The sequence below is a fragment of the Deinococcus cellulosilyticus NBRC 106333 = KACC 11606 genome (assembly GCF_007990775.1).
In the GTDB taxonomy this organism is placed as follows: Bacteria; Deinococcota; Deinococci; order Deinococcales; family Deinococcaceae; genus Deinococcus_C; species Deinococcus_C cellulosilyticus.
In genome coordinates, this window is the sequence record NZ_BJXB01000003.1 from 52,317 (window position 1) to 72,292 (window position 19,976).

The window sequence follows — 19,976 nt, forward strand, 5'->3', positions numbered from 1 at the left end:
CACATCAAAAAGAGGCGTGAATCACGCCTCTTTTTTCAGTTCGATTTTGTCCTTTTGCCTTGCAGGATCGGTCAACTGGTGGTACCAGGACGCGACCACCATGCTGCCCACCGTGTAAGACACCCACATCATCAGCGCGTAGGACATGAAAAAGCGCAGGAGCTCCTCGGCCTGATCTGGATTGAGGTTCATCATGTCATTGAAGGTGATGTTAGGGGCAGGAATCTGACTGCCTGCCAGATATTGCAGGTAGGACCACAGGAACACCAGGGCCACCTGTTTCCAGAGGTCGCCCTTGCGGATCAGCTCGGCATTTTGCTGCAAGACCTGTGCGACAGTGAGGTCTGCACGGGCTACCACAAAGCTGTACAGAAAAATCAGGGTGATCATGGTGTTGGCCAGCAGGTCCAGCACCAGAAAGCTTGCCCCTCCAAAAAACAACAGGATCAGGAAGCTGAGGCCCATGAAGAGCAGGCTCAGCAGCAGGTGGGTGGTGGTGAAGACCCCATCCCAGCGCAGGCCCTGGCCTTTTTCACCTCGCAGGCCACCGATCAGGTAACGCTGCAGGGCTGCCGCGCCAGTGCCAAGCAGCAACTGTCCGGTCAGACCGGTCAGGAATCCGGTCACGAAAGACCAGAAGATCACCAGGGGTTTTCGAATCAGCAGGACAGAAACGTCGATCAGGGTTTGACGGATGGAAATCACAGGTTGACCTCGGGGTACGGATGACACAAACTCAAAGCCATCATACACTGAGCCCAAATGAAAAAACCCCTCCGGAGAGGGGCAGGTTTGCACAGGGGGTTCAGGCGCTCGGGGTCATGCCGACGTACTGGATCAGTTCCATGCGGTCTGTGGGGAGTTTGAAGGCCTTGAGGATGTCTTTCAGGCTGGACTCGTAGTGCTCACTCCACAGGTTTTTGTGGCTGGTCAGGTACATGATGGTCTGCTTCTGGCGCAGGGTGAGGGCCTCGGGGGTCTGCTTGGGACGCTTGTAGAACACGGACATCAGCAGGCGGTTGAGGAGGGGCTTCACGCTGGCCGTGGCGGTGTCCTTGTCGGAAGCAGAGAGGGCATTGAGGGTGCGCTGCAGGGCTTCTTCACCGAGGATGGAGAGGCAGGCGATGACATCCACGTGCAGTTTGTTCTGCACCCAGGGGAGGTCAGCGTAGGCTTCTTCGACCATTTCGGGTTCCACGAGGGCCTTGACGATGGACTGCTCGACTTCTTCAGGGGTGTATTCCTTGAGGAGTCGGGCCAGGCTCATGGCCATCACCAGACGGGTGAGAGGGTGGCCTTCTTTGTCCAGAGCGTTCTTGATTTCACCAGCAACCACAGGAGCGGGGGTGCCACGGGAAACCGCAAATGCACCAGTGGCGCGCACATGGGAGTTGGTGTCGCTGCGCATGATGCCCATCAGGGCAGCCAGGATGCGGGGGTCTTCCACACCGAATTCACCGAGGAAGAAGGTGGCCCAGGACCGCAAGCGGCGGTCAGAGGACAACAGCAGCTTCTCGATGGCAGGAACAGCACCACGCACGGCACGGTGGGCATTTTGCACCCATTCGTCGTTGCGTTTGCGCTGCTCCATCATCTCGGGGGTGTTGAGTTGTTGCTTCATTGCGTCTTGCAATGCATCGGACTGGTCGAACTGTTCGAAAACGCTGACGCCGTGACCGATCTTGATCAGCATGCGAACAATCGCATAGCGGTCGAGCAGGTCTTCATTCTCCAGCGCCTTGACCATCACTGGGACGGCGTGGGGGGTGGCCTCGAACACGAAGGCACCCTGGTGGATCAAGCGGTCTTCCAGCGCTTCCAGGGCAGTCTGTCGACTCTTGCGGTCTTCAGATTCCAGGGATTTGATCAGGCTGGGAATGGCGTCCGCAGGACCAAGTGCGTCTTCGAGCATTGACCAGTCGGTATCGTTGGACTTGGTGTTTCTGCGCCCCAGTCCAAAGAGCGTGGCCATCAGATTGGGTCTGGTGGGCCGACTCTCTGTCGTGCGCGTGATTCGTCTGAAGAGTTGAAGTACGTCCACGTTAGCCTCCGCCTGTCTAGAGCTTCTAGTTCCATACTACGGGCTGCGTCTTACAGCTTTCTCACTGTGCTCTTACACGTTGACATGCTCTGGACCCTGTCTTTTGCGGAAGGTGAGCTGACGCTGTTTTGCACCGTGTCCCTTAAGTCTATACTTATAAACCTCATTCTAACATCCCAGTCATGGGATCTGAAAAGTGGGTGTTTTGAACGTCTAGATCGAAAACCATCCTCCATTACAAAAACTGAAAACTTTCACTCATTTTAACTTGGAGAGGCCCTTGCGAATCAACAGGTCTGTTGTGGCCTCCGGGTTCTCTGAAGTGAGCTCTGACACCACCGTCCGCACATGAACTTCACGGTAGCCCAGTGCAATCAGGGCATCAATGGCATCTCTTTCATTTGGGTTGCGCTGCACAGCGGCCTTCTTGCCCGTGCTCCCTGCGCGAAGCTGTTCAGGGATCTTGCCCTGCAATTCCAGCACCAGACGCTCAGCCGTGCGTTTTCCCACCCCGGACACGCTGGAGAGGAGTTTGCTGTCCCCATCCAGAATGGCCCCTGCCAGCACATTGATGGGAAGCTGGGAGAGCATGGCCAGGGCCAGTTTGGGACCCACGCCAGAAACGCCTGTCAGGATATCAAACATCTGCTGGAGGTCCACATGGTGGAACCCGTACAGCGTCATGGAATCTTCACGGACCACCATGCGGGTGAAAAGCTCGATGGTGTCTCCGGGTTTGCATTTGTCGAGTGTGGGACGGGCCACAAAGACCTCGTACCCCACCCCTGCGCACAGCACAATCACAGCGCTTTCCCGAGTGGCTTTGACGGTTCCTTCGAGGTAAGCAATCACGGGAATACTTTACCAGATACTGCTGAGGGCAAAGGGCCGAGGGCTGAATACCAGCTCATATTTTTGCGTATGGCAAGAAAAGGAGAGAAAAATGCAAGCAGACGAATTCATCCGGGGGCCACGTTTTTCAAGGCTTTCCTTCTGTTCAGCTAAGGGCCTGGGTTTGTCTTGACATCCTCAGTCCAGAAATTAACGTTGCTCTCGGCTCTGTCTTGGCCCTGACTCCGTGCTCCCCAGGCGGCTGGGTCGCACTGGGCCGCCGGCTCTCGGCTCTCGGCCCATCTCTCATGCAGGCTGCGTACACTGGTTGGGTGCTGAAGCGTTTCCTGAAAGAATGGGTCCTCCTGACCTTTTTGCCCCTCTACCTGCTTCTGACTTTTGTGGTGACCTTTGGAACCGTCAGTGGAGACAGCATGGCCCCCACACTGCATGAAGGTGAGCGTGTGCTGGTCCTGAAGTATGCCAGATGGTTCTCTGCCTGGGGCCTGTCCCGTTCTTTTCCACAATACGGCCAGTTGCTGGTGCTCAAAGCCCCTGAGGGGAGCGAATACTCCATCGAGAAGGGCTGGTTTGGCATCGAATACCGCCCTTACATGGTCAAACGCCTGATCGGAAAACCTGGAGACCGCATCGAACTCCGGGAAGGGGAGGTGTACCTGAACGGCGAAAAAATCCCCGAGCCTTACATCAAAACGGCCCGGGGCGCAGACAGCATGCCTGAGGTGACCCTCAAATCAGATGAATATTTTGTGCTGGGAGACAATCGCTCCACTGGCAGCAGTGTGGATTCCAGGTATTACGGTCCTGTGAAGTTCAGGGATCTGGCAGGGCCTGTGGTTCCTCTGTTCTGAGGATTCAGGTTTCCGAGATGGGGTCCAGGCAGAACCATCTGCCTTTGGGATCGGGCACACAAGGCTGGGGCTCAGGTTCGGGGTCTTCGCAGGCACAGGGGCTGCCAGAAGAAGCGAGACACTGATCCGGTGGGGGGCAGGTGGGAGCAGCACTGCTCCAGGACAGAGGGGAGAGCAAAAACAGGATGGTCAACAGCGTTTTTTTCATGGGTGGTGCTCCTGAATGAAAAGAGCAGGTGTCTGCTGGGCATGAAGCATTCTCATGGCAAAGACCTCCTCGCTTGCTAGAATTGTAAAAAATTTGTATGTTCAAAACCACCCGCGTTTGAAGATTGACCCCATGACCGCAGAGCCCTCCTTATGGCAGACCATCACCGACAGTCGGGCTGCAGCGTTCCTGGTGGATGCTGAGCAGTCCCAGTACTTTGTGCCCTTTCTGGATCGGGAGTGCACCGTCAAGCAGCTCAGCGAAGAAGTGCCCTGCACGGCCCTGCAGGCCTACCGGGCTGTGGACCTGATGGAGCAACTCGGCCTGATTCAACTGGTGCGCAAGATCACCCGCCGGGGAAAACCCATCAAGGTGTACACTTCCACTGCCAGAGCCCTGTTCGTGCCCTTCAAATACGCCCCACACAACAGTTTTGAAGACATGATGCTTTCCAGAGACAACACCTGGAGGGAGCTTCTGTTTCACAGCCTGATGGCCCAGTTCCATGAGGCCGCAGATGAGGCCCACAAAGACCTGGGGCTGCGTTTCGTACGGCACAATGGCAAAGCTTATGTGGTCCAGGCCCTGGGTTCAGGAGAAGACGGCTCAAAAGGCCTGATTGCCAGTTTCGGTGACCCGGAGGCCCCGGCCATCCGGGACGACTGGCGTGTCCTGAAGCTCAGCAGGGAGCAGGCCAAGGAACTGCAGCAGGAATTCTATGAACTGATCCACCGTTACGCAGGACAGCAGGAAGGACGGGATTACATTCTGCGGGTGGCTCTGGCGCCTTATAAGGAGAAATAGCCGCCGGTTCTCGGCTCTCGGCAATGCCACATCCCACCCAGGACCCCAGACCTCCCACCACAGGTGTCTAACCCACCCCATTTGCCTTAACCCCCCTCCGTCGTGCTACAATAAAGACCCGAAGGCTTGAGCACTTCGGCTTTTTTATTGCCGTTTTCTCTCTCAAGCGAACATCCCAGCCATCCCGACTCGGACCACCTTCAAGGGTCCTGAGCTTTCTTTTTTGTTTCAGAGAGGAGCAGCACATGAAATACATCTTCGTGACAGGCGGCGTGGTTTCCAGCCTTGGCAAGGGCGTGGTCACCAGTTCACTCGGGGCACTGCTGCGTGCCCGGGGCTACAAGGTCACTGCTGTCAAAATCGACCCTTACATCAACATCGATGCAGGCACCATGCGTCCCTACGAGCACGGTGAGGTGTTTGTGACTGCCGGGGGAAGTGAGACCGACCTCGACATCGGGAACTACGAGCGTTTCCTCGACATGGACATTCCTGAGGGGTCCAACATCACCACCGGTCAGGTGTACCAGACCGTGATTCGCAAGGAGCGTGCTGGCGAGTACCTGTCCCAGACCGTGCAGGTGATTCCCCACATCACCGATGAGATCAAATACCGCATTCGTACGGCTGGAGAGCGTGCCGGTGCAGAGATTGTGATTGTGGAGGTTGGCGGAACCGTCGGGGACATCGAGAGCACCCCCTTCCTTGAGGCGATCCGCCAGATGCGCTTCGATGAGGGTGTTGAAAACACCATGTTTGTGCATGTGACGCTGGTGCCTTACCTGGAAACCAGCCATGAGTTTAAAACCAAGCCCACCCAGCACAGCGTGGCCACCCTGCGCAGCGTCGGCATTTCTCCCGATGCCATCATTGTGCGATCCAAGGTGGAACTGCCCCAGGACATCGCCAAGAAAATTGCCCTGTTCACCAGTGTGATGCCGGGTCGGGTGTTCACCAGTTATGACGTTGCCAACATCTACGAGCTTCCCATTGCCTTTGAAGAGCAGGGTCTGGGCCGTGTGGTGGAGAAGCAACTTGAACTGGAGAAGGTCACTCCAAATCTGAGTGTGTGGCAGAACGCCGTGCAGGTCATGAAGCGTCCTGGCAATGAGGTGAAGATTGCCATTGCAGGCAAGTACACCGCCATGCCTGATGCTTACAAGAGCCTGCTTGAGTCCCTGGAGCATGCGGCCATTGCCAACAATGCCCGCCTGAACGTCAAGTGGGTCAACACCGAAGAGGTGACCGAGGGGGACATCGCCGAGCACTTTGAAGGCACCGACGCCATTCTGGTTCCCGGTGGGTTCGGCATCCGTGGGATTGAAGGGAAGATCCGCACGGCCCGCTATGCCCGTGAAAACAAAATTCCCTACCTGGGGATCTGCCTCGGGATGCAGATTGCGGTGATCGAGTACGCCCGCAGCATCTGCAAACTGGAACAGGCCAACTCCAGCGAGTTTGACCAGTACAGCCCCCATCAGGTGATCGGTCTGATGCCCGAGCAGCTTGAAGTGGAAGGCATGGGGGGCACCATGCGTCTGGGCGACTGGCCGATGAAGGTCGAAGCTGGCACCAAACTGGGAGAGATCTACAGTGTGCCCAATGGGGGCACCGTGATGGAACGCCACCGTCACCGCTATGAGGTGAATCCCGAGTACGTGCAGCAGCTGAAAGATGCGGGTCTGGTGATTTCTGGCGTGACCCCTGGCATCAAGAGCCGTGGGGCGGGCCTGGTGGAGGCCATTGAATTGAAAGACCATCCTTTCTTTGTGGCCTTACAGTCCCACCCTGAATTCAAATCCCGTCCGATGCGTCCCAGCCCTCCGTTTAAAGCGTTTGTGGCTGCTGCCCTGCGCCATCAGGGCAAGGATCAGGTCGAAGCGTAACCCCTTAAATTCCAATGAAAACCTGCAGGGCGGGCCACAGGCTCGCCTTTTGTCTTTGACACTGTCTTGACAAAAGTTTAGGTATGCCTAAAAATTAGATCAGGTGATTCGAATGATTTTGAGGGTACAGACTGTGATTCCTCTGCCCACCCATACGGTGTGGCAGAGACTGAGACGCATTGAAACACTGGAACACGTCACAAGAGGCCTGATGGGTTTCCAGAAACTCACGCCCATTCCAGAACTCGCTGAAGGGGCAACCCTGAAAGTGCGTTTCTGGTTCTTTCACTTGCTGCCTGCCCCGTGGGTTCACCACCTGAAGATGCGCCGATGCGACAGTGAACACCTGGAAATGCTCACCGAAGAGGGAGGAGGCTTCATCAAGGTCTGGAACCACACCATCCGGGTCCAGCAGCACCAGCAAGGCACCTTCTACACCGATGAGGTCGAAATCCGGGCAGGCCTCATGACCCCCATCGTTTATGCCTACTCCTGGGTGTTCTACCACTACAGACAGTGGAGGTGGCGACAGTGGGCCGCTCAGGATTCGGGGGCGAGCAACTCATCCAGAATGTAATTGACCTGCATTTCCAGCATGTCCAGTGAGCCCTCATTCATGACCACAAACGTGGCCCGTTTGCGCTTCTCCTCGCTGGGCATCTGGGTTCTGTCCCGGGCCAGGATCTGTTCACGGGTCAGGCCATCGCGGACCATCACCCGTTCAATGCGCTGTTCCAGAGGGGCGTCCACCACGATGGTGGCGTCCATCATGGTGTCCAGACCCCCTTCGAACAGAAGGGGAATGTCCTGAACCACCAGATCGGCATTCAGTTGCGTTTCGAGCTCCTGCATGCGGGAACGCACCCTCGGGTGGATGATGCCGTTCAGGATCTGTCTGGCATCGGGTTTCTGGAACACCAGTTCAGCCACCTTCGGGCGGTTCATGCCTTCAGGGGTCACATACTGTGGTCCGAAAGCCTCTGCAATGAGGGCCAGGACTTCAGGGGAGGAGGACACCTCACGGGCCACCTGATCGGCGTCCAGCACGGGAATGCCACGGGCCATGAGCATGCGCGCCACAGTGCTCTTTCCGCTGCCAATGCTGCCCGTCAGACCGATTCTCTTCATGGTTTTTGCTCCTTGAGGAAGCTTTCAAACTCTGTCTTTTTGACCCCACGCACCGTCAGTTTGCCATCCATCGCCAGGAAATCTCCTTCCATGGGCACGGAGAAACTGAGGGTCACCACCTGCTGCCGGGGCAACTCAACATCCAGGCCCAGCATGGGGATGGTCAGGCGGGTGTCTGGGAGTTCGCTTTCGGCCAGAATTTCACGGATTTCTCCGACAGGCAGAATGAGCACGTTCTTGACGGAGGCTGTGCCTCCGTAACCCACCGTCCAGCCCTGATCGGTCAGGTGCAGGGTGGTGCGGTCGGCAGGAATCGCCTGCTGTGAATACAGCGCATATCCTGCTGCACCTGCAACTCCCGCAGAGAGCACAGCACCAATGGCTCCGGTCATCACCAGGTTCTTCTGGCGACCCAGGTTGCCCAGCATCAGGCCCAGTGAACCCAGAAAACCCACACCTCCCAGCACGGTGAAAAGCCAGATGCCCACTGTGGCTGCGGACCCCACAGAGGGATCTTCCAGGTCAAGGGCTTCGTGGGCCTGTGCTGCACCCAGCAGCAACATCAAAATGAGCATCCAGTGCATTCTGTTCATTCTAGAAAGGGTTTCCGGGGCAATTGCCCCATCCCAGTATCTCAGGGAAAAGGACGAGTACCATGAGAACATGCGCAATCTGGGACCAAAAACCCTTTCATGGCTGAAACAGGCTGGAATTCAAACGGAACAGGACATCCGCAGTGTGGGTGTGATCGAGGTTTTTCTGCAGCTGAAAGACATGGGATTTCGGCCCTCCCTCAACGCCCTGTGGGCACTGGAAGGGGCATGTGAGGGCATCGACTGGAGGGACATCCCTTCAGAACGAAAGCTTGAGCTGAAAGAAGAACTGCAAAGACAACTCAGCTCACACGAACCTTGAAGGTGTGCTGCCCTGAGTTTCACCTGTTTCGAAAAGACGGTACAATTCAGGACACAGCTCATCCGTCGCTGAGCAATGACCCAAAGAGGGGGTTGAAATGGTTTTTTTGTTGCTTGTTCCCGGTCTGGGTGGAGCCCCCATTCAAACTTCAGGTGTGGTCTATGCGCAGCCTGGGCAGTCGGTGGTCCTGACCCTGCAGATTGACAACCCCCAGGAAGTCCTGATCAACAAGGATGCCCCAACCCGCCTTTCTCTAACCACACCCTTTAAAACACTCACCCTGGAAGCAGATGCGATCAAAGGGCCTGATGCAGATTATGAACCCGAAACCTATTTTGCCCGCGTGGAACCCTTGAAATTCAAATTTGGTGTGCCAAAAGGCTTTAAAAAAGGCAGTTACCCCCTGACCCTCAATGCAGATTTCTTCATGTGCAACACGAAAGATGGTCTGTGCTACATGAAAACAGTGCAGGTCAAAGGGGAGCTGAAAGTTGGAGAAAAGGGCGAGAATCAACCGATGGTGGTGAAGCTTCCCAAAAGATAGAAGGAGCACTCAGGTGCTCCTTCTATCTTTTCTCTGGGCTTACTGCAGCCGTTTCAGGGCATCCTGGGCTTCTTCAGATCCCTGATCTGCAGCTTTTTTGTACCAGAAGAGGGCCTGTTTCAGGTCTTTTCCTGTCCCCTTGCCTTTTTCATAAAATTCAGCAAGGGAAAACTGGGAGTCCCTGTCTCCTTCAAGTGCCAGTTCCTGATAGAGCTTAAAAGCTCTGGGGAGGTCTTTTTTGACCTTTGCATCTGAATCAGAAATCAGATATGCCACAGAAGCAATGCCGCTTGGATTGCCCAGGGATGCTGCTTTCTCATACCAGAAAAGGGCTTTTGCAGTCTGACCTTCCACCAAATACCGAGTGGCCAGTCTGTCTGCTGCTTCACCATACCCCAGATTTGCAGATTTTTCGTAGAAGGGTGCAGCCACAGCAATGCCCGAAGTGCCATTGAAGTTCCCACGCCATGCAGCTTCTGCAGCCTCATAAATGGCGATGGGATCATTGCCTTCAGCAATTTTGATCCACAGTTGTTTGGCTTTTTCTGGGTTTGCCGCCTCTCCAATGAAGCCATAGTTATAACCTCTGGCCAGCTTCGACATGGCGTAGAAATTGCCCTGATCTGCAGCTTTCTGATAAAGGGCAAAAGCCTTTTGCAGGTCGTAATCTGGTGTGCTGCCCACATTGTGGTGTTCTCCCAACCGGACCTGAGCCTCAGGAAAACCAGCGTCAGCGGCCTGCTTCAGGTGTACCAGACCCGTGTTTTGATCTGGAGTTGTGCCAATTCCGTAGGTGTACAGACTGTAGAGATCGGTTTTGGCCTGAAGATTTCCGCTTTCGGCAACCTTCACATAGGCCTGAAAAGCTTCTGCATAAGTTGCTGGTGCAGGCAGGGTTTTTACCATCCTGACCACAGCTTCAATGCCTGGATTGAATTTGATGGTTGAGCATTTCTGCAGGGTCAGCTGGACATCCTGTGATTTGATGGCGTTGCCACAGGCCAGATCAGATGCCAGTGCAGGGCTGACCAAAAGAAGGGCAAATGAGATGAGCATTTTTTTCATTCTGGGTTACTCCATTCGGGTTTTCAGGAAGTTGGTCAGGACCGCCCCGCGTTTGTAGTACGGGTTGTCCATGATCTTGATGTACAGGGGGATGGTGGTTTTGACCCCATCCACAATGGTTTCTTCCAGGGCGCGTTTCATGCGGGAAATGGCTTCCTGGCGGGTGGGTGCCCACACGATCAGTTTGCCGACCAGGCTGTCGTAATGGGGAGGAATCTGGTAACCGGCGTAAGCGTGTGAATCAAAACGCACACCAGGACCCCCTGCCACATGCAGGTTGGTGATCTTGCCTGCACTCGGACGGAAATCCTTGGAAGGGTCTTCTGCATTCACGCGGCACTCGATGGCGTGACCGTACAGTTTGACCTCCTCCTGTTTGATGCGCAGAGGGTTGCCTGCAGCCACCAGGATCATTTCCTTGATGAAATCCAGCTGGGAGATCATCTCGGAGACGCAGTGCTCCACCTGAATGCGGGTGTTCATCTCCATGAAGTAGTAGTGGCCATTGGTGTCCACAATGAACTCCAGGGTGCCTGCACCAGCGTAGTTCACGTATTTGGCCAGACGCACACCTGCAGCCAGAATTTCCTGACGCAGGGAGTCAGGCAGGGTCGAGGGGGCTTCCTCGATCAGCTTCTGGTTGCGGCGCTGGATGGAGCAGTCCCGTTCCCCGATGTGGATGACGTTGCCCTGTCCGTCTCCGAGCACCTGCACCTCGACGTGACGGAACTCTTCGAGGAATTTTTCCATGATGATGGCTTCATCCCCGAAGTACAGGCGGGCTTCTTCCTGGGCCTGGTTGAAAAGGCTCTGCAGTTCTTCCTGGGTGCGCACGACTTTCTGACCGCGCCCGCCACCCCCTGCACTGGCTTTGAGCAGCACAGGGTAACCAATCTGTTTGGCCGCAAGCAGGGCTTCATCGACGGTTTCCAGCACGCCTGTTCCGGGCACAGTGGGCACCCCACTGCTGGCGGCAATTTCACGGCCACCTGCTTTGGAGCCCAGTGCACGCATGCTTTCAGGAGTGGGGCCAATGAAGACAATACCGTGATCCCGGCACATCTCGGCAAAATCGGGGTTTTCGGCCATGAAACCGTAACCGGGGTGGATGGCCTCGGCCCCGGTGATCAGGGCGGCAGAAAGGATGTTGGGAATGTTGAGGTAACTGTCCTTGCTGGCGGCAGGCCCCACGCAGACAGACTCATCTGCAAGCAAAACAGGAAGGCTGCCCTCGTCGGGCTGGCTGTAGACGACCACCGTTTTGATGCCCATCTCTTTGCAGGTGCGGATGACCCGCAGGGCAATCTCACCCCGGTTGGCAATCAGGATTTTCTTGAAGGGAGGTTGATCCATGGTGCTCCTTAAAAGGCTTCCCCCTGCATGGCCCCCGTTGTCTGGAGCCCCGAGGGGGAAGCGCAAAATGATTTTGAGTTCAGGCAGGTTCGATCAGGAACAAATCCTGACCGTACTCGACAGGCTGGGCGTTGTTGACCAGGATCTTGCGCACGATGCCTGCCACTTCTGATTCGATCTCGTTCATCAGTTTCATGGCTTCTACAATGCACAGCACCTGACCGAGCTGCACCCGGTCTCCCACCTGAACGTAAGGAGCTGCGTCGGGGGAGGAGGCGGTGTAGAAGGTGCCCACGATGGGGGCCTTCACAGGAACCAGTTTGCTGGTGTCCTCTGCAGGTTGTGCGGCAGGCTGAGCAGTGGGGGTGGGTTCTGCAGCAACCTGAGTTTGTGCAGCAGGTTGAGCTGCAGGCTGGGCCTGGGGTGCAGCCTGACTGACCACCACAGGCTGGGGAGCGGCCAACACAGGTTGAGGGGCCTGCACGAAGACCTGTTCGGCTCCGCGTTTGATCGAAATCTCGTACTCACTGGTCTTCAGGCTGAACTCGGAGAATTCAGCGTCCGAAAGAGCATCCAGAATTTTCTTGAGATCTCGGGGGTCCATTATGCCCGTCCCAGGTACTTGCCGCCGTCTCGGGTGTCGACTTTCAGTTTGTTGCCGGTTTCCACGAACAGGGGGACCTGAATGGTGGCACCACTGCTCAGTTTGGCGGGTTTGGTGCCGCCGGACACGGTGTCACCACGCACGCCAGGATCGGTTTCCACAACTTCCAGAACCACCTGGTTGGGGAGTTCGATCTTCAGGGGCTTTTCCTTGTACATCTGGACGTCCACCTGCATGTTTTCCACCAGGAATTTGCTCTGGTCGCCAGCGAGGACCACGGGCAGGCTGACCTGATCAAAGGTCTCCATGTCCATGAAGAGGTAGTCGTCGCCGTCCTGGTACAGGAACTGCATGCTGCGGCTCTCCACGAAGATGTCCTGCAGTTTTTCACCGCTGTTGAAGGTGCGGTCCACGATGGAACCGGTCTCCATGTTGCGGAACTTGGTGACCACTTTCGCGCCACCGCGACCCATTTTCAGGTGAGAGTAGTCCAGGCATTCCCAGAGCTGACCGTCCATCTCGACTTTTGTGCCGTTCCGCAATTCCGTTACGCTGATCATTGATGCTGACTCCTTTTGCGCTGTGCCCGCAGGCACGATAAAATACGTCCAGGTGAGCTTTTCTCAGGCCATCCTGTGCGTTTTGCCCATCAAGGGTCTGACCTTCTGACGGGGGGAGAGTAGGCTGTTCTACTCGCAACAGGTGTATTCTAACGCGTTCTCTCTTCAAAGGTAAGTCACCTTTTCGAGAACACCCGATTCAGGCTGCTGTGGTGCAGCATGGAAGATCTTACCTCAAAAGTGGGGTGAAAATGCTGTGCCCGCTGTGGTGGCATCCCCGTTCTGAACACAGTACAGTCGCAGCATGACCATGGAACGCACCATCATGACCATTTTTGCGGTACTGGGCACCCTGTTTTTGCTGGGCACCTCCTGGAGCATCGGATTGCAGTGGCGTTTTCTGCAGAGCAGTGAGACAGCCATCGGGCAGGTGGTGGATCTGGAACGCAGCCGCAGCGATGATGGCTACGTTTTTTATCCGTACATCCGTTACACCACAAAAGAGGGACAAACCCTCACCTTCCGGAACCCGGTGGGCTCAAACCCCCACCCGCAAATTGGAGACCGGGTGCAGGTGCGCTATGATCCACGCCGCCCTTCCGGGGCCACCCTCTCTGGATTCTTTGATCTGTGGCTCGTTCCATTTGTGATGGGCATTCTGGGGATCTGCTTTGCAGGAGTGGGGTACTGGGGACTCTTCAGGTTTTCCGGCAAGCCACGTTTCAGACGCTAAAGAGTCAGGCAAGGATTGCAAGATGGTTGGGCCGGAGGCTGTTTTCAGGGCAGATCCGGCTCACCGCTTTTGACCAACCATGCTCCAATCATGGTCGGTTTTCTAAGCTTCATTCATCAGCAGGACGCGCACTGGTCAGCAGGCCAGCACAGGCGTTCTGGCTCTGGAGGAAGACCTATGAAATTCAAAGCACTGACTGTTGCCACCCTTGCCCTGATGATCACCGCCTGCGGAACCCGCACCCCTGCCCCTGTGACCCCCCAGCCTGAAAACCCTGAACAGGTGGTCATCAATGAGGGTGTGTTCTATGAGCTGGACACCGTGACCAGAACCGTGCGCCCTGTGTCAGGAGGCATTTCCAAGCAGGTGTACTATGGTGGCACTGGGTTCAGCACCACGCAGATTGTCACCGACAGCACCGACAGCGTGTACAACATCCAGTTCACCCTGAAAAATGAGACCCAGCAGAACATGGGTGTGGACAGCGACCTGACGGTGTTCTATCCTTCCTTTCAGGCCCAGACAGCAACCGGCACTGTGGTTCCTGGAGGCGGTGTGGTGAATGCAGCAGGTTATCTGCCTGAGATTTACGTGCCTTTCCACTCCTTTTCCAATCAGGTCAAACCCGGTGATGGGGTCATCTTCAATGTGGCGATTCAGGTGCCTGAACCTGCCACCAAAGCGGTGTTCTCGCTGGGGGTACAGGCGGGTCAGGACTACAACCAGATTCCGATCACCGCCAAGGCCTTCATGCAGCCTGCCTATGGAAAGTTTGGTGTTGAGGGTTTCAAGGCAGGTGCTGCAGACCAGACCCGTTTCAACAAACCCTTCAGCCTTGCCATTTGCGACAGCAGTGACAGCATTTACATGACCGATCAGAATGGACTGTGGCGCATTGAGCCTCACAAGACCGTGCTGCTCAGTGACCGCGATGTTTACCGTGGCAACACTTTCATTGACTGCATGGAGAACGGAGAACTGGCCATCTCCAACCAGACCACCCGACAGATCTACACCGTTTCCACCTACGCCTGGTACTCTCCCACCCTGATTTCTGGAGTCACTGAGGGCGGAAATGCCGATGGCGATGTCAACACGGCCCGCTATGGGAACCCCCGTCAGGTCAACCACCACGGCACAGACCTCTACATTGCCGATTACACCAACCGCTCTGTGCGCAAGTTGACCAAACAACCCAATGGCAGTTTCCTGTCTTCCACTGTGGTCACCATGCCTGCTGGAGAAGCCTATGTGGAAGGTGTGGCCGTTGATCCTCAGGGGAACGTGTTCTTTGGCACCAGCACAGGCATCTGGCGCAAAGCCCACAACTCCACCACCCCGGTCAAGATCGTTGCCAAAACCGCTGGCTACCAGCCTGTCACCATCAAATGGCATCCCAACGGCATGATTCTGGTGACCGAGTTCAATGAGCACCGTGTGCGTGCCTACACCCCCTCTGACCCCAGTGGTACTGCTGGGTGGAAACGCATCACGCTGGCTGGAAACGGTGGAGTGGCAACCACCTTCACCAGAGGTGAACCCACCAAGTATGCCCTGAACACCCCCCTGGGCCTGACCGTCAGCAAGTACGGCACCATCTATTTCAGCCAGTTCAACGGTCAGAATGTGATGCGAATTGACCGTCTGAAGTGAACCCCCGTTTTCTGTCTCCCTGGTGCAAAAGTCCTTTCATACCGAAAAATTCCCGGAATGTTCCGGGAATTTTTCGTTTTCCCGACAGGGCTTTATGGATTCAGCGCATTGATCTCTGGCTTGAATCCAATTTTTTGAATGTACTCCAGATACTCTGCCTCTGTGAGGGCCTGCTTTTTCCCACTGAGGGCCACAAAGAAAGCTTCCATCACGTTGGTTCCGAAGGACCTGCCACCAATTCTGGGGGTGGTGGTGATCAGTTCCTTGACTCCAGCGGCTTTTGCCCACTCCAGGTCTGCCTGGGTGGTGGTGTTGGTGAGGATGGTTTTGCCCTTCAGGTCTTTCGGAGCGTAACGGCGGATGTAGAGGAAATCTCCGGCGATCACATCTGCCCAGGCGTAATAATTGCTGCCTGTCCCTTTCACCTCTTTGTCCTGTTTGTCCCCGGTGGGATAAAACCACTTGAAGGGCAGCAGGGTCAGCACGGGGAGCAGGGTGTGGGCCACCCGGCGCAAACCTCCAATGGTGCGAATCGGGACGGGCATGCCCAGGCTGAAGATGATGTCTCCATACAGCACATCTGCACCGGATTTCGCCAGTTCTTCGGCCATGCCGAAACGGTCTACAGCAGCCACCATCAGGGTGCGGGTGCCGTTCCAGTGGATGTGGCGGTCCAGCTGGCGGATGGCCTCCCGTTCCAGGGTGTGTTTCAGTCCGCTGCCATCCAGAATGGGGGTGATTTTGGCATTTGAGCACAGTTTTACGATGTCCCGGAAGGAATATTTCCTGTCTCCAGCGATGATGTACAGGTCGGTGCCCCCGAGGCCAAAGGCATCCACCTTGCCATCGAGATCACGGAAGAGCTGGGCGGCCTTCTCCATGTCCCCATCGGTGCCGATGCGTTCCAGAATGAGTTTCTGGCCCAGCACCGAGAGTTCTTCGCGCGCGTTGCGTTTGCTGGACCCGATCGACACGCTGACCACATGTTTGTACCCTGCGGGAGCGGGACTCCAGCCCGCAGGAAGTGCACTGCTTAAAGTCATGCTGTAAACTCCTTAAACCCACATTATAGAGGTCAGGATTCAAGCGGAAGATGAAGTCTTCAAGGCAAGCTGCCACCACAGGCGACGCAGCACATGGCCCATCACACTGGCGTGAAACACCACCTGACGGGTGCCAGACAGCAGCACAGACGCTCTGGGGTGGTCCTGTACACGGTTGACCGCCAGGCTGTACGCCACTTTTTCAAGGTAGGCCAGACCCCTGGCGGGCTCCCACAACTGCGCTGCCCACTCCAGGGGAATGCCATCATTGCTGACCCGGATGCCGACCAGACCCCCCACCAGGGCGGCCATGGTGTCGGTGTCTCCGCCCAGTTCAATCACCCGGGTGACCGCCTCTTCGAAGTTGCTCGGAGAGGAGAACCAGGCATGCAGCACCACAGGCAGGGTGTGATAAACATAAGCACTCACTCCGCTTTCCAGACCCAGTTCCAGAGCGAAATCACGGGTGCTCTGCTGGTTTTCCAGGCTGCTGTCCAGGAGACCAAGCAAGTCCCAGAGTTCAGGGTCCTCCTCTTCGGGAATCCAGTTGAAGAGCTCCTCCAGAAAAGGGGTGATCTGCAAAACCCTGTGTTCCAGAATGAAACGGGCTGCCAGGGCCAGCACCAGGGTGCCCCGCTCGGCACGGGGGTCCAGATGGGTGATGCGTGTGCAGACCCGCACCATCTGCCGGAGTTTTTCTGGCTCGGTGATCATCAGGCCCAGAGGCAGGCTGCGCATCAGGGGACCATTGCCCGCAGACATCACCCCACTGCGTTCTGGAGGGATGCCCACAAACAGACGGGACACGGCAACCAGGGTGGCTTTTCCAGCACTGATGGGCAGCAGGTGGCCCCACTGGATCAGGTTGCGGGCCAGATGCTTCTGAAAAAGATCCACATCTCCGCCAGACCTGAGCAGGGCTTCCAGGGTGAGGAGTGCGTGTTCGGTGTCATCGGAAACCATGCCATGGCCCAGCCACAGCCGCATCCGGTCAGGATGCCCGAGTCTGGCTGCATGCTGTCTGGGAAGGTGTTCATAGGGAAGACCAAGCGCATCGCCCACGGCCATTCCCAGCAGCATGCCGTGAATCCGTTCCTGCATGATTCAAGCTTACTGCAAATGGGCTGAGTTGAAACTGAAACTCATGTCCGTCCTGAGCTGATCCAGCGGGCACGATCAGGACGGCCTCTCTCAGCAGCTTGCTGTGCAGCACGGCTCCAGTCATAGACCACCTGTTGTTGCGAGACTTTCCAGTGTTCACCTGTCTGGGTCAGCAGGGCATAACGGGCATGAGGGCTGCCTGATTCCATCACATGGAAAAAGGGCACATCATCGTCATAGGCTGGCATGCCCACACTGCCCGGATTGACCACCAGCGAGTTTCCAGCCTGAACGGTCCGGGAGATGTGGGAGTGCCCACACAGCACCAGAGGTGCACTGGATATCCCAAGGCGTTGCAGAATCTCCTTTTCAGAAGCCAGACGCACCCCATGCTCAGTCACGGTTTCCAGCAGGTACGTGGTGTCCGAAGTGGGTGTCCCATGACAGAGCAACACATCTTCCAGAAGCAAGGTGGCAGGCATCTCTCTCAGCCACTCCAGGTGATGCTTCTGCAACTCAGCATGGATGCGGGTGTAATCCGCACCGGTCGCTTCAGCAGCACTGGGCTCAAGGATGCTGCGGTCCTGGTTGCCAGCGATGCAGACCACCTGATGCGCCATCAAAAAATCAGCCACCTCCCGCGGATCAAGTGAGCCCCACAGGTGATCCCCCAGACAGACCACCACATCGGGATGGTGCTGTTGCAGATCTTCCCAGACGGCTTGCAAGGCCATCAAGTTGCTGTGAATGTCCGAAATCGCGGCGATCCTCATGGGCGGCCCTTCACAGGTTGGCGTAAATCCACTGGACCACCCCGAGCTTCTCAGGCTCAGGAACATGCTCTTTTGCCAGGGACCTCAGGTGTTCACCAGCAAAACCCACAGCAATCCCTGTCCCGGCCCACTCGAACATGCTGATGTCATTCACCCCATCCCCGAAGGCAATCACATCTTCAGGCCCATACCCATGGTGTTCTGCCAGCAAGGACAGGGCATGCCCTTTGGAACTGCCATGAGGGAGCACTTCAAGCACGGTGTGGTCCCAGGGATAAAACTGCCCGTGCACCTCCGCATGGATTTTTGCAGAGAGTTTTGAGAGGTCCTTCCCATAAATCACAATCTTGTTGACCGTCTCTGGAGTGAGCTCCTCCAGGGTCTGCACCGTGTGCCCCTCGTCTTTTGACCAGCTGAAAAAAGGATCTTCAGGATCTTTCAGGAACATGTGGGTCGGACTGGTCATGAAAAACTTCGCAGAACGGTGGCGTTTCAGCAGGCTCAGGGTCTTTAAAACCTCTTCCGCCCCGATGTACACCTCATGGAGCATTTCCTCCCCAACCCCGTGCACCCTTGATCCCTGACAGCTTCCAAAGTGAGAGGGAACATCCAGCGCAGTCAGGTAAGGCCTGGAACTGCGGTCCGTCCTCCCGGTGATCACTGTGACCTGGTGTCCCTTGCTGCGGGCGTAATCGATGGCTTCTCGGGTTTGGGCAGGCAATTCGTATTTTCGGGTGACAATGGTGCCATCCAGATCAAAGGCAAGCAACATAGGGTATTTTATGCACCCATGCATGAGGGTTTGCAGTGGGCGATATGGCTTAGAGTTATACAAATTGAGCGCTCAGCGATCAGCCATCAGCAGTCAGCTTGATGAAAATCTTTGGCCATAGCACCGTATGCTCGGCTCTCGGCATCAGACGGCAACCTATTAAGCTGTAAGACATGACATGTGAATCCCCCTTGACTCTTCCCTTGGGTCAGACCCGAGACTGAAGCCATGAACGGGACCCGCACAGACCTCCTGACCATCAGTGCCTTTGCCCGCATGACCCGCCTGTCCCAGAAAGCCCTCAGGCTTTACGACTCAATGGGGCTCTTGCCTCCGGTGCATGTTGATCCGCAGAGTGGTTACCGCTATTACCATGCGGAGCAGTTTCAGGACGCCCACCTGATTGGCCTCCTGAGGCAACTGGAGATGCCCCTGAACCGCATCTTTGAGGTGCTGCAGGCCTCTGAAGATGCAAGGGCGGCCCTGGTGCGGAGTTACTGGCGTGAAGTGGAACAGGATGTGCAGCAGAAAAAAGAGCTCGTTCAGTACCTCTCGGATGTCCTGGAGAAGAAGGAGAATCACATGTTTGAGATTCAGACCCGCACGGTTGCTGCGGCCAAGATCATCACCATCCAGCGGCGTGTTTTTGCCAGTGAACTTCCTGCTTTCATCGATGAAAGCTTTGGGAGGCTGCAAAAGCACCTCGAGGCCTCTGGTGCTCCTTTTGCTGGAGCTCCTTTTGTGATCTATCACGGAGCTGTGAACCACGATTCGGACGGTCCTGTGGAGGTGTGCATTCCCTTCACAGGGCCTGTGGAACCTTTGGAGGGCATGAACATCCGCATTGAACCCGAACATCCCGAGGCCTACACCTCCATCACAAAGGCCCAGTGTGTGTTCCCGGAGATCCTCAAGGCTTACGACGCTGTGGCCCTCTGGCTCAGGGGGCAGGGCAAGATGTGCAGCCACCTGTCTTCCAGAGAGGTGTATTTCGAGAACTGGGACACTGCAGGGCCAGATGATCTGGTCTGTGACATTGCGTACCCGTATTGATGAATTGGGGCGAGGCAGCGACCCGCCCCTACATGAA

General features: G+C 56.1%; 23 protein-coding genes. 9 read left to right on the forward strand and 14 right to left on the reverse strand.

Annotation, left to right across the window (positions count from 1 at the left end; genetic code table 11):
• Positions 1 to 21: 21 nt before the first annotated feature.
• The 3 genes from DC3_RS04105 to ruvA form a co-directional block, all read right to left on the reverse strand.
• Positions 22 to 732, reverse strand: a complete 711-nt coding sequence (locus DC3_RS04105) for a hypothetical protein (RefSeq protein ID WP_146882593.1) — start codon at positions 730 to 732, stop codon at positions 22 to 24.
• A gap of 73 nt (positions 733 to 805) precedes the next feature.
• Entirely contained in the window at positions 806 to 2,041 is a 1,236-nt protein-coding gene (locus tag DC3_RS04110) for a HEAT repeat domain-containing protein (protein WP_146882595.1), read from the reverse strand.
• Positions 2,042 to 2,299: 258 nt separating this feature from the next.
• Positions 2,300 to 2,893: a Holliday junction branch migration protein RuvA gene (ruvA, locus tag DC3_RS04115; RefSeq protein WP_146882597.1), complete on the reverse strand. Its 594-nt coding sequence runs from the start codon at positions 2,891 to 2,893 to the stop codon at positions 2,300 to 2,302.
• Between the two features lie 311 nt (positions 2,894 to 3,204).
• On the opposite strand from ruvA, the gene lepB reads away from it, so the two are divergent.
• Positions 3,205 to 3,744, forward strand: coding sequence for a signal peptidase I (gene lepB / locus DC3_RS04120; RefSeq protein WP_246130544.1), 540 nt, complete (start codon positions 3,205 to 3,207; stop codon positions 3,742 to 3,744).
• 4 nt (positions 3,745 to 3,748) lie between these two features.
• Here the strand turns inward: lepB and DC3_RS04125 are convergent, their stop codons facing one another.
• On the reverse strand, positions 3,749 to 3,952 hold the full coding sequence (locus DC3_RS04125) for a hypothetical protein (RefSeq protein ID WP_146882600.1): 204 nt from the start codon (positions 3,950 to 3,952) through the stop codon (positions 3,749 to 3,751).
• A gap of 132 nt (positions 3,953 to 4,084) precedes the next feature.
• Between DC3_RS04125 and DC3_RS04130 the strand changes: the two genes are divergently transcribed.
• From DC3_RS04130 to DC3_RS04140, 3 genes are all read left to right on the forward strand, one after another.
• The gene (locus DC3_RS04130) at positions 4,085 to 4,756 is read left to right on the forward strand and encodes a hypothetical protein (RefSeq protein ID WP_146882602.1); all 672 of its coding nucleotides are present in this window, start codon (positions 4,085 to 4,087) and stop codon (positions 4,754 to 4,756) included.
• A gap of 245 nt (positions 4,757 to 5,001) precedes the next feature.
• Positions 5,002 to 6,642 (forward strand): CTP synthase, encoded by a 1,641-nt coding sequence (pyrG, locus tag DC3_RS04135; protein WP_146882604.1) that lies wholly within the window; start codon positions 5,002 to 5,004, stop codon positions 6,640 to 6,642.
• 112 nt (positions 6,643 to 6,754) lie between these two features.
• On the forward strand, positions 6,755 to 7,219 hold the full coding sequence (locus DC3_RS04140) for an SRPBCC family protein (RefSeq protein ID WP_146882606.1): 465 nt from the start codon (positions 6,755 to 6,757) through the stop codon (positions 7,217 to 7,219).
• On the opposite strand, the gene coaE is transcribed toward DC3_RS04140, so the two are convergent.
• Both coaE and DC3_RS04150 read right to left on the reverse strand, forming a co-directional pair.
• Positions 7,183 to 7,770: a dephospho-CoA kinase gene (gene coaE / locus DC3_RS04145; protein WP_146882608.1), complete on the reverse strand. Its 588-nt coding sequence runs from the start codon at positions 7,768 to 7,770 to the stop codon at positions 7,183 to 7,185. The genes DC3_RS04140 and coaE overlap by 37 nt on opposite strands.
• Positions 7,767 to 8,354 carry a hypothetical protein gene (locus tag DC3_RS04150; RefSeq protein ID WP_186815804.1) on the reverse strand — a complete coding sequence of 196 codons (588 nt, stop codon included), beginning with the start codon at positions 8,352 to 8,354 and terminating at the stop codon, positions 7,767 to 7,769. The genes coaE and DC3_RS04150 overlap by 4 nt, the downstream gene beginning before the upstream one ends.
• A 79-nt stretch (positions 8,355 to 8,433) precedes the next feature.
• Here DC3_RS04150 and DC3_RS28930 point away from each other — a divergent pair, with 79 nt between their 5' ends.
• On the forward strand, positions 8,434 to 8,685 hold the full coding sequence (locus DC3_RS28930; protein WP_186815805.1) for a TfoX/Sxy family protein: 252 nt from the start codon (positions 8,434 to 8,436) through the stop codon (positions 8,683 to 8,685).
• Positions 8,686 to 8,782: 97 nt separating this feature from the next.
• Positions 8,783 to 9,229, forward strand: coding sequence for a hypothetical protein (locus DC3_RS04160; protein WP_146882613.1), 447 nt, complete (start codon positions 8,783 to 8,785; stop codon positions 9,227 to 9,229).
• A gap of 39 nt (positions 9,230 to 9,268) precedes the next feature.
• Here the strand turns inward: DC3_RS04160 and DC3_RS04165 are convergent, their stop codons facing one another.
• The 4 genes from DC3_RS04165 to efp form a co-directional block, all read right to left on the reverse strand.
• The gene (locus DC3_RS04165) at positions 9,269 to 10,285 is read right to left on the reverse strand and encodes a tetratricopeptide repeat protein (RefSeq protein ID WP_186815806.1); all 1,017 of its coding nucleotides are present in this window, start codon (positions 10,283 to 10,285) and stop codon (positions 9,269 to 9,271) included.
• A gap of 15 nt (positions 10,286 to 10,300) precedes the next feature.
• Positions 10,301 to 11,647: an acetyl-CoA carboxylase biotin carboxylase subunit gene (accC, locus tag DC3_RS04170; protein ID WP_146882617.1), complete on the reverse strand. Its 1,347-nt coding sequence runs from the start codon at positions 11,645 to 11,647 to the stop codon at positions 10,301 to 10,303.
• Positions 11,648 to 11,726: 79 nt separating this feature from the next.
• Complete coding sequence (gene accB, locus DC3_RS04175; protein WP_146882619.1) at positions 11,727 to 12,251, reverse strand: acetyl-CoA carboxylase biotin carboxyl carrier protein; 525 nt, start codon at positions 12,249 to 12,251, stop codon at positions 11,727 to 11,729.
• Positions 12,251 to 12,811, reverse strand: coding sequence for an elongation factor P (gene efp / locus DC3_RS04180; protein WP_146882621.1), 561 nt, complete (start codon positions 12,809 to 12,811; stop codon positions 12,251 to 12,253). Before efp ends, accB begins: the two co-directional genes overlap by 1 nt.
• A 304-nt stretch (positions 12,812 to 13,115) precedes the next feature.
• Here efp and DC3_RS04185 point away from each other — a divergent pair, with 304 nt between their 5' ends.
• Together DC3_RS04185 and DC3_RS04190 are read left to right on the forward strand one after the other, a co-directional pair.
• On the forward strand, positions 13,116 to 13,544 hold the full coding sequence (locus DC3_RS04185) for a DUF3592 domain-containing protein (RefSeq protein ID WP_146882623.1): 429 nt from the start codon (positions 13,116 to 13,118) through the stop codon (positions 13,542 to 13,544).
• A gap of 177 nt (positions 13,545 to 13,721) precedes the next feature.
• Positions 13,722 to 15,197, forward strand: a complete 1,476-nt coding sequence (locus tag DC3_RS04190) for an NHL repeat-containing protein (protein ID WP_146882625.1) — start codon at positions 13,722 to 13,724, stop codon at positions 15,195 to 15,197.
• Positions 15,198 to 15,289: 92 nt separating this feature from the next.
• Here DC3_RS04190 and DC3_RS04195 read toward each other — a convergent pair whose 3' ends face one another.
• From DC3_RS04195 to DC3_RS04210, 4 genes are read right to left on the reverse strand one after another with little or no spacing between them, the layout of a single operon-like run.
• On the reverse strand, positions 15,290 to 16,240 hold the full coding sequence (locus DC3_RS04195; RefSeq protein ID WP_146882626.1) for a DUF8754 domain-containing protein: 951 nt from the start codon (positions 16,238 to 16,240) through the stop codon (positions 15,290 to 15,292).
• 39 nt (positions 16,241 to 16,279) lie between these two features.
• Positions 16,280 to 17,341 (reverse strand): ADP-ribosylglycohydrolase family protein, encoded by a 1,062-nt coding sequence (locus DC3_RS04200; protein ID WP_146882628.1) that lies wholly within the window; start codon positions 17,339 to 17,341, stop codon positions 16,280 to 16,282.
• Between the two features lie 41 nt (positions 17,342 to 17,382).
• On the reverse strand, positions 17,383 to 18,114 hold the full coding sequence (locus DC3_RS04205; protein WP_146882630.1) for a metallophosphoesterase family protein: 732 nt from the start codon (positions 18,112 to 18,114) through the stop codon (positions 17,383 to 17,385).
• A 10-nt stretch (positions 18,115 to 18,124) separates the two neighbouring features.
• Positions 18,125 to 18,886 (reverse strand): Cof-type HAD-IIB family hydrolase, encoded by a 762-nt coding sequence (locus tag DC3_RS04210; protein WP_186815807.1) that lies wholly within the window; start codon positions 18,884 to 18,886, stop codon positions 18,125 to 18,127.
• Positions 18,887 to 19,114: 228 nt separating this feature from the next.
• Between DC3_RS04210 and DC3_RS04215 the strand changes: the two genes are divergently transcribed.
• Positions 19,115 to 19,939, forward strand: a complete 825-nt coding sequence (locus tag DC3_RS04215; RefSeq protein ID WP_146882634.1) for a MerR family transcriptional regulator — start codon at positions 19,115 to 19,117, stop codon at positions 19,937 to 19,939.
• The last annotated feature ends 37 nt before the right edge of the window (positions 19,940 to 19,976 follow it).